The organism is Streptomyces sp. NPDC055013, from assembly GCF_053608645.1.
Genome location: NZ_JBSGVW010000013.1, coordinates 132,459 through 144,782 on the forward strand (window position 1 = coordinate 132,459; position 12,324 = coordinate 144,782).

Annotated in this window: 11 protein-coding genes; 2 read left to right on the forward strand and 9 right to left on the reverse strand. The window is 70.0% G+C overall.

Translation table 11 applies throughout. The features are described 5' to 3' along the window. Window positions 1–76: 76 nt before the first annotated feature. On the reverse strand, window positions 77–598 hold the full coding sequence (locus ACWGDB_RS18965) for a DUF6668 family protein (RefSeq protein ID WP_453823463.1): 522 nt from the start codon (window positions 596–598) through the stop codon (window positions 77–79). A gap of 291 nt (window positions 599–889) precedes the next feature. On the opposite strand from ACWGDB_RS18965, the gene ACWGDB_RS18970 reads away from it, so the two are divergent. Continuing rightward, the gene (locus tag ACWGDB_RS18970) at window positions 890–2,194 is read left to right on the forward strand and encodes a tetratricopeptide repeat protein (RefSeq protein ID WP_453823464.1); all 1,305 of its coding nucleotides are present in this window, start codon (window positions 890–892) and stop codon (window positions 2,192–2,194) included. Between the two features lie 27 nt (window positions 2,195–2,221). Here the strand turns inward: ACWGDB_RS18970 and ACWGDB_RS18975 are convergent, their stop codons facing one another. From ACWGDB_RS18975 to ACWGDB_RS18990, 4 genes are all read right to left on the reverse strand, one after another. Then, window positions 2,222–3,166, reverse strand: coding sequence for a M28 family metallopeptidase (locus ACWGDB_RS18975; RefSeq protein WP_453823465.1), 945 nt, complete (start codon window positions 3,164–3,166; stop codon window positions 2,222–2,224). Between the two features lie 162 nt (window positions 3,167–3,328). After that, window positions 3,329–3,811: a VOC family protein gene (locus ACWGDB_RS18980; protein WP_453823466.1), complete on the reverse strand. Its 483-nt coding sequence runs from the start codon at window positions 3,809–3,811 to the stop codon at window positions 3,329–3,331. Window positions 3,812–3,967: 156 nt separating this feature from the next. Next, entirely contained in the window at window positions 3,968–4,912 is a 945-nt protein-coding gene (rarD, locus tag ACWGDB_RS18985; RefSeq protein WP_453823513.1) for an EamA family transporter RarD, read from the reverse strand. 166 nt (window positions 4,913–5,078) lie between these two features. After that, the gene (locus ACWGDB_RS18990; RefSeq protein WP_453823467.1) at window positions 5,079–5,933 is read right to left on the reverse strand and encodes an SDR family oxidoreductase; all 855 of its coding nucleotides are present in this window, start codon (window positions 5,931–5,933) and stop codon (window positions 5,079–5,081) included. 89 nt (window positions 5,934–6,022) lie between these two features. Between ACWGDB_RS18990 and ACWGDB_RS18995 the strand changes: the two genes are divergently transcribed. Next, window positions 6,023–6,433, forward strand: coding sequence for a winged helix-turn-helix transcriptional regulator (locus tag ACWGDB_RS18995; protein WP_453823468.1), 411 nt, complete (start codon window positions 6,023–6,025; stop codon window positions 6,431–6,433). A 154-nt stretch (window positions 6,434–6,587) separates the two neighbouring features. Here ACWGDB_RS18995 and ACWGDB_RS19000 read toward each other — a convergent pair whose 3' ends face one another. The 4 genes from ACWGDB_RS19000 to ACWGDB_RS19015 form a co-directional block, all read right to left on the reverse strand. Further along, window positions 6,588–7,667 carry a 2-oxoacid:ferredoxin oxidoreductase subunit beta gene (locus tag ACWGDB_RS19000; protein ID WP_453823469.1) on the reverse strand — a complete coding sequence of 360 codons (1,080 nt, stop codon included), beginning with the start codon at window positions 7,665–7,667 and terminating at the stop codon, window positions 6,588–6,590. After that, complete coding sequence (locus ACWGDB_RS19005; RefSeq protein WP_453823470.1) at window positions 7,660–9,588, reverse strand: 2-oxoacid:acceptor oxidoreductase subunit alpha; 1,929 nt, start codon at window positions 9,586–9,588, stop codon at window positions 7,660–7,662. Before ACWGDB_RS19005 ends, ACWGDB_RS19000 begins: the two co-directional genes overlap by 8 nt. Before the next feature lie 286 nt (window positions 9,589–9,874). Further along, entirely contained in the window at window positions 9,875–10,546 is a 672-nt protein-coding gene (locus ACWGDB_RS19010) for a LuxR C-terminal-related transcriptional regulator (RefSeq protein WP_453823514.1), read from the reverse strand. Between the two features lie 347 nt (window positions 10,547–10,893). Beyond that, window positions 10,894–12,258: a sensor histidine kinase gene (locus ACWGDB_RS19015; protein ID WP_453823471.1), complete on the reverse strand. Its 1,365-nt coding sequence runs from the start codon at window positions 12,256–12,258 to the stop codon at window positions 10,894–10,896. Between the last annotated feature and the right edge of the window lie 66 nt (window positions 12,259–12,324).

A 12,324-nucleotide genomic window follows, 5' to 3' on the forward strand; every position in this document is an offset into this window, starting at 1 on the left:
AACCGCTGACCCGAACCGCCCACGTGAACCGCTGACCCGAACCGCCGACCTGAACCGCCCACCCGAACAGTCCGCCTCAGCGAGAGCGCCCCGTCAACCGAGCCAGCGCCGCCGCCTCCCGTGGCGCCTGCCCGCTCAGTTCGCCGAGCCGCCAGGTAGCCACCCACGGCACCCGGTACACGTCGATGACCGACTCGATCACCTTGACGCGCTCGGCGAGCGGTCGCGGCAGCCGGCCCGGCGCGTCCGCGACCAGGACGACGGCGTCGAGATCGAGCCCGTGCGGAGCCTCCCCGCGTCGGAAGACCTCGAGGGCGCCCAGGGCTGCGGCCAGCCCGGCCGCGTGCGTACGGGCCACGAGCAGTACCGACGGGGGATCGGCCGGGCCGGGCCAGTCACGTCCGCAGTCATGGCCGCCGTAGACCGCGGCGAGCGTGGAGGCACCCGCTCCGCCGTGCACGCCGACCCAGGAGAAGCGTCGTGGCGTGACGGCGGCGGGGGAGGACGAGGGCTCCTCGGGCAGGGCCACCGGTCCGCGGATCCAGATCTCCGGCCCCGGCTCGGGCCGCCCCTGCTGCACGTGCATGTCAGTCCGCATGCCCGTACTCCTCCCTCCCACGCGATTGATCTTGGCGCCAGGCATGAGAACGCTGTGACGTGGCACAAGCTCCTGGAACGAGTCTGTGACGACCCGGTGACGCCCGCGCCGGGCGGTACCGGAGAGACTCGACAGTACGGGTACGACGTGTCCGAAGTACGTGCACGACGTGTCCGACCTGTACGACCGGATGTTGATGCCGGGGAAGCGGTACCCGACGGCGGGAGGGAGCACCATGGAGCCCGAACGTGCTGTCGGTGACACCCCCGACACATGCGAGTGAGGGAAGCGATGTCTCGACTGAGCCGCGCGATGAAGCGGGAACAGAAACGCGCCGCGGCGGCCCCCGTGGTCGCGCCGATCGACGTACGCGTCCCCGTCGGCGGTCCGGGCGCGGGCGGTGCGTCGATCGGCGGCGTACCCGTCACCGCGGTTCCCGGTGAGGAGATCCAGCACACGGTTCTGACCCACCTCCAGCGCATCGCCGTCGCCGCCGGTCATTCCGTGCACGCCACGATCCACGACGAGCGGATCGGGTACGTCGTGCCGCTGCGGGTGGAAGCGGACGGATCCAGCCACTTCACCGACGAGCCCGTACGGACACCTCCGGCGACGCCGAGCGAGTCTCCGGCGCCGGCAGAAGCCGTACGGCCCCCCGCGGACCCGCCCGCCCCACTCGCCCCACCCACGCCCCCGGCAGCACAGCCCGCGCCGCCCGCCCCGCGGCCCTTGCAGCTCCCCTCGGATCAGGTTCCTTATCGGGACAGGCCCACGCATGTCCTACGACCGCTGCCGGGCCCGGAGCCGGAGGCCTCGCCCACGTTCCGGCTGCGCGCGCTGCCCGAGCCGGTGGAGGACGCCGTACCCGGCACGGTCCCCCCGCCGCTGGGGGAGTTCGGCCCACCGCCGTCCATGGACGCGTGGCCGGAGCCGACGAACCTGCCCGCGCCGCCCCCTGTTCCGGCCTCGTCCCCTGCTCCCGCCGCCACCCCCGCCCGGGTCCCCGACCCCGGCCTCGTCCCCGACCCCACCCCTGAGCTCGACCCCAAGCCCACCCCGCCCCGCGGGTTCGACGCCGTGGCCGAAGCCGTCCTCGGGGACGCGCCCCCGGCCACGACCGCCGACGCCGCTCCCTTCGCGCAGCAGATGGCGCAGGTCAACGAGGCCGTGAAGGAGGGGCGGACGACGGAGGCGACGGCGCTCGCGGAGCGGACGGTGGCCCAGGCGTCGGCGGTGCTGGGGCTGGAGCACCCCGAGGTACTCGGGATGCGTGAACTCGCCGCGTACATCGCGTACCTGGCGGGCGAGCCGGAGCGTGCCTTCGCCCTCGCCCTGGACGTCGCCCGGACGCATCACCGCACCCGCGACGCGGAGGCGGCGTACGGCAGCCTCCACGGCGCGGCCACGGCCTGGCGGGCGGTACGGGACCCGGCGCTGGGCCTTGCCCTCGGCCGGGACCTGCTCGCACTGTGGGACGAGCTCATGGCGGAGGGCGGCCCGGCCGCCGAGGAGGCCGAGGAACTGGAGGCGGCCCACGCCCGCATGGACCGCCTCACCGCCCGGGCCGCCAAGTCGGCCGAACCGCCCACCGGTTGAGGATCTCGAGGCCGAAGATCCGGTGCCTTACTCCGACAGCTCCCACACCGCGTACGCGACGGCGTCGCTGTTGCGGTTCAGGGCGGTGTCGTTGATGTTGGACGTGTTGTCGCAGGACGAGTGGTAGCAGCGGTCGAAGGACTGTCCCGACGTACCGCCCCACTTGGCCGCCTGCGCCGCGGTCTTCGTACGGCTGGCCCCCGTGAACAGCCCGCCCACCGGCACGCCCGCGCTCTTGAACGGCGCGTGGTCGGAGCGGCCGTCGCCCTCGGTCTCGATCTCGGTCGCGACGCCGAGGCCGGCGTAGTAGTCCTTGAAGGTCTTCTCGATCGCGGGGTCGTCGTCGTAGACGAAGTAGCCGGCGTTCGGCGAGCCGATCATGTCGAAGTTCAGATAGCCGCTGATCTTGGCGCGGTTGGCGGAGGAGAGGTTGTTGACGTAGTAGCGGGAGCCGACGAGCCCCAGCTCCTCCGCGCCCCACCAGGCGAACCGCAGATGCTTGGTGGGCTGATAGCCGGCCCGCGACACGGCGAGCGCGGTCTCCAGGACCGCCGCGGAGCCGGAGCCGTTGTCGTTGATGCCGGGGCCGGAGGAGACGCTGTCGAGGTGCGAGCCGGCCATGACGACCTGGTTGGTGTCGCCGCCGGGCCAGTCGGCGATCAGGTTGTAGCCGGTACGGCCGCCGGACGTGAACTGCTGGATGGCCGTGGTGTACCCGGCCGCGTCCAGTTTGGCCTTCACGTAGTCGAGGGACGCCTTGTAGCCGGGGCGGCCGTGGGCGCGGTTGCCGCCGTTGGCGGCGGCTATGGACTGGAGCTGGGTGAGGTGGGCCTTCACGCTCGCCACGGGTATGTCGGGCGCGGCGGCGACGGAGGGCGCGGGTGCCGCGCCGGCTATGGATCCGCCGGTCAGCAGCAGGACGGCCGCGACGGTACCGGCCGTCATCGCGCGCCCGGAGACGGAGAGCTTCATGTGGGGGGCTCCGAATTCCAGGGGGCTCCCTGTGGGGTGGCCACAGGGGAGCCACAGTGAATGGGGTGCCTGGATCGTGGAGCTAAGCCTGACTCTCCGTCAAGAGGGCTGCCGGCGCAGGAAGTTCGGGGCCTGGAGGGGGTTTGAGGGTCCCGGCATGCCTCACTGCACGCAGAACTCGTTCCCCTCCGGATCCGCCATCACCGCCCATTCCCCGCCCGGCTCCTTCACGTGCCGCAGCACACTCGCCCCCAGCCTCTGCAGCCGCTGGACCTCGCTCTCGCGCTCCCCGGCCGCCGCGTGCAGATCGAGATGGAGCCGGTTCTTGACGGACTTCGCCTCCGGCACGCGCTGGAACAGCACCCGCCGCCCCAGCCCGGTTCCGCTGTCCTTGTCGTACGGGTCGTCCGGATGCCGTACGGCCACCAGGTCCCGGAAGGCGAGACGCGCGTGGAACTCGACGACGTCCTCCCGCGGCAGCACGCCGAGCTCCAGCAGCCGCTCGATGAACGCGCCGTTGTCCTCGACCTCGTAGTGCAGCGCGGCGGCCCAGAAGTCGGCCTGGGACTGGGGGTTGGCGCTGTCGACGACGAGCTTCCAGTGGAGGGGGGCGGGCGCGGAGGTGGATTTCGGTGCCTGTGTCATGCGACCACTCATATGGGGTGAGGGAGGAGGCCGCAATGAGAATCGCCGGGGCGGGGCAGTCTCAGCCCGTCTGGTGTCCGCCGGTGTGGGCAGTTTCGGTTCGTCCGGTGTCTGCCGGTGTGGCCAGTGTCGGTCCGTCCGGTGTCTGCCGGTGCTTCAGGCGTCCACCGCGGCGGACGCCGGCTTCTCCACCCGCGGCACGCTGAGCCGGGCCACCCTGCCCCGGTGCGCGGAGCGCCACGCATCGGCCGTCAGCAAGGTCAACGCCAGCCACACCAGCGCGAACCCGGCCCACCGCTCGGCAGGCATCGCCTCATGGAAGTACAGGATGCCGAGCAGGAACTGGAAGACCGGCGCCAGGTACTGCAGCAGCCCCAGCGTCGAGAGTGGCACGCGTATCGCGGCCGCGCCGAAGCAGACGAGCGGCAGGGCGGTCACGACACCGGTGGCCGCCAGCAGGGCCACATGCCCGGGCCCCTCCGAGGTGAACGTCGACTCCCCGTGCGCCGCCAGCCACGCCAGATACCCCACGGCAGGCAGGAACTGGATCGCGGTCTCCGCGGCCAGCGACTCGACGCCGCCGAGGTTGACCTTCTTCTTCACCAGCCCGTACGTGGCGAAGGAGAAGGCGAGGACGAGGGAGATCCACGGCGGCCGCCCGTACCCGACGGTCAGCACGATCACGGCCGCGAGGCCGACCCCCACCGCCGTCCACTGCACCGGCCGCAGCCGCTCCTTCAGCAGCAGCACGCCCATCGCGATGGTGACGAGCGGATTGATGAAGTACCCGAGGGACGCCTCGACCACGTGTCCCGAGTTCACGGACCAGATGTAGACGCCCCAGTTGACGGTGATCACGGCCGCGGCAACGGTGACGAGCGCCAGCCGCCGCGGCTGCCGTATCAGCTCACCCGCCCAGGCCCAGCGCCGCACGAAGACCAGCGCGACCGCCACGAAGACAAGGGACCAGGCCATCCGGTGCGCGAGGATCTCGTCCGCGCCGGCGGGCTTCAGCAGAGGCCAGAAGAGGGGAACGAGCCCCCACATCCCATACGCGGCGAAGCCGTTCAGCAGTCCTATACGCCGCTCTCCCTGCGACATCCCGCTCACGGCCCCTCCTTCGCGCACACACCGGACCGCGCCCATACGACGGTCTGCACGAAGGTAACGCCGAATGCCCCCGCCTGTCATGCCCGTATCGCCATACGGTCATGACAGGCGAGGGTGACGCGCCCAGGAAGAACCGGGGGAGTCGGTTCATGGGATCTCAGGCCTTGAGTCCGGCCGCGATCGCCTCGGCCAGCGGCGTGGTCGGACGGCCGGCCAGCCGGGACAGGTCCCCGCTGCCGACGACCAGCTCGCCCTTCTCGATGGAGGCGTCCACGCCCGCCAGGATCACGGCGAACGGCTCGGGCACCCCCGCGCCGGTCAGGATGCCGACCAGGGCGTCGGCGGAGACGCGGTTGTCGGCGATCTCCTTGCCGGTCTGCCGGCTCAGTTCGGCGGCGTACTCGGAGAGGCTCCAGGCGACGTCGCCGCCCAGCTCGTACGTCTGGTTCTCGTGCCCCTCGCCGGTCAGTACGGCGACGGCGGCGGCCGCGTAGTCGGCGCGGGAGGCGGAGGAGACGCGGCCCTCGCCGGCGGCGTGGGTGACGGCGTTGTACTGCAGGACCGGGGCGAGGTTCTCGGTGTAGTTCTCGTGGTACCAGCCGTTGCGCAGCAGCGCGTACGGCAGCCCGGACTCCAGGAGGACCTTCTCGGTGCCGCGGTGGTCGTCGGCGAGGGCGGCCGTGAGGCTGCCGGGGGCGCTGGTGTAGGCGAGCAGGGCGACACCGGCTGCCTTTGCGGCGTCGATGACGACCTTGTGCTGGCCGACGCGGTCGCTGCCCACCTCGCTGCCGGATATGAGCAGCACCTTGTCGCCGGAAGCCAACAGTCCGTCGAAGGTCTCGGGCGCGTTGTAGTCGGCGACGGCGATCTTCACGCCGCGCTCGGCGAAGTCGGCGGCCTTCTCGGGACTGCGTACGACAGCGGTGACCTGGTCGGCCGGAACCTTCTCCAGCAACTGCTCCACGACGTGGCGGCCGAGGTGTCCGGTGGCTCCGGTGACGACGATGCTCATGATCAGAACTCCTTGTGGGGTGCGTTGGCACTAACCCTAGGAGGTGCACTAACTCGACGAAAGTACCCACTTCAAAGTAAGGTACTGGTATGGCAGTAAGTGACATGGCGAGCATGACGACGAGCGCGACCACGGGGAAGTACGACATCGGCGAGCAGATGTGCCCCTACCGCCTGGTCCTGGAGCACGTCACCAGCCGCTGGGGCGTCCTCGTCCTGATCGAACTGATGGAGCGCCCCTACCGCTTCAGCGAACTGCGCCGGGCGATCGGCCGGGTCAGCGAGAAGATGCTGACCCAGACCCTCCAGACCCTGGAACGGGACGGCCTGGTCAATCGGGACGCCCAGCCGGTGATCCCTCCGCGGGTCGACTACTCCCTGACCGACCTGGGCCGCGAGGCGGCGGAACAAGTGCGCGGACTGGCGCTGTGGACCAAGGACCGGATGGAAGACGTGGAGAAGGCGCGGGACGCGTACGACGCGCGTAAGAGCGGCTCCTAGAGGCTCCTTGAGCGGGCGCCTGGAGCGGCTTCTGAACGGCAGGACCCAGGAGTCGGCAGGACCCGGGCCCCGGCAGGACCCGGCCGGAACGACCGAGGGCCCGGATGCCGTACGACATCCAGGCCCTCGACTCTCCTCGAACGTGCCGGACCGGTCAGCCCACCACCGTCCAGGTGTCCCCACCCGCCAGCAGCGCGGCCAGATCCCCCTTGCCGTTCTGCTCGATCGCCGTGTCCAGCTGGTCCGCCATCTGCGTGTCGTACACCGGACGCTCCACCGAGCGCAGCACGCCGATCGGGGTGTGGTGCAGGGTGTCCGGGTCGGCCAGGCGGGACAGGGCGAAGGCCGTGGTCGGGGATGCGCAGTGGGCGTCGTGGATCAGGACCTGCGACTCGTTCTCCGCGGTCACGGTGACGACCTTCAGGTCGCCTGTCTGCGGGTCCCGGACGACGCCGCGGGCGCCATCGGTGCCGAAGCGGATCGGCTGCCCGTGCTCCAGCCGGATCACGGCCTCCTCGGCCTGCTGCTTGTCCTTGAGGACCTCGAAGGCGCCGTCGTTGAAGATGTTGCAGTTCTGGTAGATCTCGATCAGCGCCGTACCCCGGTGGGCGGCCGCCTCGCGCAGCACCTGGGTGAGGTGCTTGCGGTCGGAGTCGACCGTCCGCGCCACGAAGGACGCCTCCGCGCCGATGGCCAGGGACACCGGATTGAAGGGCGCGTCCAGCGAGCCCATCGGCGTCGACTTGGTGATCTTGCCGACCTCGGAGGTCGGGGAGTACTGGCCCTTCGTCAAACCGTAGATCCGGTTGTTGAACAGCAGGATCTTGAGGTTGACGTTGCGGCGCAGGGCGTGGATCAGATGGTTGCCGCCGATCGACAGCGCGTCACCGTCGCCCGTCACCACCCACACGCTCAGGTCCCGGCGCGACGTGGCCAGCCCGGTCGCGATCGCGGGGGCGCGGCCGTGGATGGAGTGCATGCCGTACGTGTTCATGTAGTACGGGAAGCGCGACGAACAGCCGATGCCCGACACGAAGACGATGTTTTCCTTGGCCAGACCCAGCTCCGGCATGAAGCCCTGGACCGCGGCGAGGATCGCGTAGTCACCGCAACCGGGGCACCAGCGCACTTCCTGATCGGACTTGAAGTCCTTCATGGACTGGCGGGCCTCGGCCTTGGGGATCAGCGAAAGTGCCTCGATCGTGCCCGTGCCTTCCGTGGACGTCTCAGGCATCGATGGCCTCCTTGAGAGCCTTGGCGAGCTGTTCCGCCTTGAACGGCATGCCGTTGACCTGGTTGTACGAGTGGGCATCCACCAGGTACCTCGCCCGGACCAGAGTGGCGAGCTGGCCGAGGTTCATCTCGGGGATCACCACCTTCTCGTAGCGTCCGAGTACCACGCCCAGGTTGCGCGGGAACGGGTTCAGATGGCGCAGATGAGCCTGTGCGATCGACTCACCGGCGGTGCGCAGCCGGCGGACCGCGGCCGTGATCGGGCCGTACGTCGATCCCCAGCCCAGCACCAGCGTCTTCGCCTCGTGCGGGTCGTCGACCTCCAGGTCGGGCACCTCGATGCCGTCGATCTTGGCCTGGCGGGTGCGGACCATGAACTCGTGGTTGGCCGGGGCGTAGGAGATGTTGCCCGTGCCGTCTTCCTTCTCGATGCCGCCGATCCGGTGCTCCAGGCCCGGCGTGCCCGGGATCGCCCACGGCCGGGCGAGGGTCTGCGGGTCGCGTTTGTACGGCCAGAAGACCTCGCTGCCGTCCTCCAGGGTGTGGTTCGGGCCCTGCGCGAACTGCACGGTCAGATCCGGCAGCTCCTCCAGCTCCGGGATCCGCCAGGGCTCCGAGCCGTTGGCGAGATAGCCGTCCGACAGCAGCATCACCGGAGTGCGGTACGTCAACGCGATCCGCGCCGCCTCCAGGGCCGCGTCGAAGCAGTCGGCCGGGGTGCACGGGGCGACGATCGGGATCGGTGCCTCGCCGTTGCGGCCGAACATCGCCTGCAGTAGGTCCGCCTGCTCGGTCTTGGTCGGCAGCCCCGTCGAGGGCCCGCCGCGCTGGATGTCGATCACCAGCAGCGGCAGCTCCAGCGACACCGCCAGCCCGATCGTCTCCGACTTCAGCGCCACACCGGGGCCGGACGTCGTGGTCACCGCCAGCGAACCGCCGAAGGCCGCACCCAGCGCCGCACCGATGCCCGCGATCTCGTCCTCGGCCTGGAAGGTACGCACACCGAAGTTCTTGTGCCGGCTCAGCTCGTGCAGGATGTCCGAGGCCGGGGTGATCGGATACGAGCCCAGGTAGAGCGGAAGATCCGCCTGGCGGGACGCGGCGATCAGCCCGTAGGACAGGGCGAGGTTCCCCGAGATGTTGCGGTAGGTGCCGACCGGGAAGGCCGTCGTCGCCGGCGCGATCTCGTAGGAGACGGCGAAGTCCTCGGTCGTCTCCCCGAAGTTCCAGCCCGCGTGGAAGGCCGCGATGTTCGCCGCCGCGATGTGTGGCTTCTTGGCGAACTTCGACGTCAGGAACTTCTCGGTGCCCTCCGTCGGCCGGTGGTACATCCAGCTCAGCAGGCCCAACGCGAACATGTTCTTGCTGCGCTCGGCCTCCTTGCGGGTGAGGTCGAACTCCTTGAGCGCCTCGACCGTCAGCGTGGTCAGCGGCACCGGATGGAGGCTGTAACCGTCGAGCGAGCCGTCCTCCAGGGGGCTGGTGTCATAGCCCACCTTCTGCATCGCCCGCTTGGTGAACTCGTCCGTGTTGACGATGATCTCCGCGCCCCGCGGAAGATCGCCGATGTTGGCCTTCAGGGCCGCCGGGTTCATCGCGACCAGCACGTTCGGCGCGTCGCCCGGGGTCAGGATGTCGTGGTCGGCGAAGTGCAGCTGAAAGGAGGACACGCCCGGCAGAGTGCCGGCGGGAGCGCGGATCTCGGCCGGGAAGTTCGGCAACGTCGACAGGTCGTTGCCGAAGGACGCCGTTTCCGAGGTGAAACGGTCGCCGGTGAGCTGCATACCGTCGCCCGAGTCCCCCGCGAAACGAATGATCACCCGGTCCAGCCGGCGGACGTCCTTCGTCCCTGCCGGTTTGCGCTGCTCTCCCACGACGGCTTCGTCGGCCTGCTCCGCTGGGCTACTGACCTGGCTGGTCACTGAACTGGACCTCCTTCGAGGCGGCTGTCTGCGCTGGCCTTCCCGCAAGCCTTCCCAGGATCAACCCTACGTCCGCAAAGGTCGCCCTCCCTGGGCCATTCGCATGACGGACGTCGGTTTGCGCTGGTTCGCCACCCTGACTTGTCATGATTTACGCGCCCCCCGGCGCTTCTTTTGAAGACGCTCCCCGTTCTTCGTTCGGTTGCCGCTTCCGTGCTTGTCGGCCGGTCTGTTCGGTGGGTGCCGCGCGAGAGGTTGCCTATTTGACTGACACGGTGTCAGTCCGTCAGGAGTTCAGATAGGTGAGGACCGCGAGAACGCGTCGGTGATCTCCGTCACTCTGGTTCAGCCCGAGCTTGAGGAAGATGTTGCTGACGTGCTTCTCGACGGCGCCGTCGCTCACCACCAGCTGCCGGGCGATCGCGGAGTTGGTCCGCCCCTCCGCCATCAGCCCCAGGACCTCCCGCTCCCGCGGGGTGAGCCCCGCCAGCACGTCCTGCTTACGACTGCGGCCCAGCAGCTGGGCGACGACCTCCGGGTCGAGGGCCGTACCCCCTTGGGCCACCCGCACGACGGCGTCCACGAACTCCCGAACCTCCGCCACGCGGTCCTTGAGCAGATAGCCGACTCCACGGCTGGAACCGGCCAGCAGTTCCGTGGCGTACCGCTCCTCCACGTACTGCGACAGTACGAGTACCCCGAGTCCGGGGTGCGTCCTGCGCAGCTGCACGGCCGCCCGCACGCCTTCGTCGGTGTGCGTCGGCGGCATTCTGACGTCCGCCACCACCACGTCCGGCAGCTCGCCCTGTGTGTCCAGCTCCGTGATGGTCTTGATCAACGCTTCGCCGTCCCCGACGCCGGCCACGACCTCGTGCCCCCGGTCGGTCAACAGCCGGGTCAGCCCCTCCCTGAGCAGCACCGAATCCTCGGCGATGACCACCCGCACCCTGTCCTCCACGATCCCCGGCCCCCCGTGCCTCGGCATTCGGCCGAGCGTGCCCCGGCCCTGTCGTCCTCGCGACCTCAGTATCCCGCGATCTGCTCTCCGTCACCGGGCCTGTGGATAACCTGCCCGAGCCGGTTGGGATCGCTTGAGGACAAAGGAGGCGTCTTTGGGGGCGCGTGCTCGGGGAGCGCTCGCCTGCAAGAGACGGAGAGCCGGGGGCCGAAGAGCCGGGGCCGAAGAAGGGCCGTGGGGGCGTGACGATGGCCTGGAGGCGGACGAGGTCCGCTCCAGGCCGATGACATTTGTCGAACTAACACAGTGGGCTTACGTCGAACTACACAGTGGGCTTACAGATGCGGCTACACGGTCCGCCAGGGAAGCTCCGCCGTGACCCGCGTAGGCCCACCGACCGGCGAGTCCACCACCAGAATCCCGTCCACCGCGTCAAGCCGCTCCGCCAGCCCGGCGAGCCCCGATCCCGCGGATATGTCGGCGCCGCCGATCCCGTTGTCCACGACCTGCAGCATCAGCCGGTTCTCCACCCGCCACACATCCACGGCCGCCCATGTGGCCCGCGCATGCTTGCTGATGTTCTGCAGCAGCTCCGACACCGTGAAGTAGGCGATCCCCTCGATCGCCGGCACCGGCCGCTCCTCCAGATCCACCTGGACCTCCACCGGCACCGTGCACCGCGAGGCCACCGCCGACAGGGCCGCGTCCAGCCCCCGGTCGGTCAGGACCGCCGGATGGATCCCGCGGGCCAGATCCCGCAGCTCCTGAAGCGCCGTCTTCACCTCGCCGTGCGCCTCGTCGACCATCCGCGCCGCCGCCTGCGGGTCCTCCGTCAGCTTCTCCTTCGCCAGACCCAGATCCATGGCCAGAGCCACCAGGCGGGCCTGGGCGCCGTCGTGCAGGTCGCGCTCGATGCGCCGCAGGTCCGCAGCGGCCGTATCGACGACGACGCCGCGGTCCGACTCCAGCTCCACCACGCGCGTGGCCAGCCGCGACGGGCCGAGCAGGCCGTGCACCAGCAGCCGGTCCACCTGCGTCAGCGCCCGCACGATCCACGGCGTGGCCAGTGTGAACAGCAGGCCCACCAGCGCGGTGACCGTGATCTCGAAGGGGTTGTCGAGGTAGAACTGGTGCGTCTCGTCGCCGTACACCTGAAGGCCGTCCTGGCCGGCCCACATCGGGAACACCCAGAACCACAGCGGATACGTCAGCAGCGCCCAGCCGTACGCCCAGACGTTCACGGCGACGACGAAGGAGAACACCGCCCACGGGAAGTGCAGCACGGCGTACAGCACGCTCCGCCACGACGTCCCGCTCTTCAGTACGGCGCCCATCCACGCCATGAACCCGCGCCGGCGCATCCGCAGCGGCTCCGGGTCGGCCACCTCCAGGTGCAGCAACGCACGCGCGCGTGCCCGCTCCAGCGCCCCGAAGGCCCGGCAGCCGGCGAGCCCCGCCGCCAGCACGGGGATGCCGAGGAACGTCACCAGCAGGCCCGCTCCCAGCGACACCATCGTGATCGCGTACACGAACAGCAGGATGCTGATCGGCAGGCTCAGCAGCACGTACCCGAACTCGCGCCAGCTGCGTGCCTCGAACGGCGCCCGCAGCCCGGCCGGCAGCCGGTGCCGTCGCTCGCCACCCTGCTCGGGAAGGCCGTGCTCGGGGTAACCGAGCCCGTGCCCGTAGCCCTGTCCGTACTCCGTGGCCATCGGCGTCGTCCGTTCTCCTCGTCCCGTCAGCCCCGCCCCGGGGCTGTGCCGTCGTATCTCCAACCC

What these genes read in the sequence shown, in the direction of transcription:
- ACWGDB_RS18965 (WP_453823463.1), bottom strand. Translation starts at nt 598, where the DNA reads ATGCGGACTGACATGCACGTGCAGCAGGGGCGGCCCGAGCCGGGGCCG.
- ACWGDB_RS18970 (WP_453823464.1), top strand. Translation starts at nt 890, where the DNA reads ATGTCTCGACTGAGCCGCGCGATGAAGCGGGAACAGAAACGCGCCGCG.
- ACWGDB_RS18975 (WP_453823465.1), bottom strand. Translation starts at nt 3,166, where the DNA reads ATGAAGCTCTCCGTCTCCGGGCGCGCGATGACGGCCGGTACCGTCGCG.
- ACWGDB_RS18980 (WP_453823466.1), bottom strand. Translation starts at nt 3,811, where the DNA reads ATGACACAGGCACCGAAATCCACCTCCGCGCCCGCCCCCCTCCACTGG.
- rarD (WP_453823513.1), bottom strand. Translation starts at nt 4,912, where the DNA reads ATGTCGCAGGGAGAGCGGCGTATAGGACTGCTGAACGGCTTCGCCGCG.
- ACWGDB_RS18990 (WP_453823467.1), bottom strand. Translation starts at nt 5,933, where the DNA reads ATGAGCATCGTCGTCACCGGAGCCACCGGACACCTCGGCCGCCACGTC.
- ACWGDB_RS18995 (WP_453823468.1), top strand. Translation starts at nt 6,023, where the DNA reads ATGGCAGTAAGTGACATGGCGAGCATGACGACGAGCGCGACCACGGGG.
- ACWGDB_RS19000 (WP_453823469.1), bottom strand. Translation starts at nt 7,667, where the DNA reads ATGCCTGAGACGTCCACGGAAGGCACGGGCACGATCGAGGCACTTTCG.
- ACWGDB_RS19015 (WP_453823471.1), bottom strand. Translation starts at nt 12,258, where the DNA reads ATGGCCACGGAGTACGGACAGGGCTACGGGCACGGGCTCGGTTACCCC.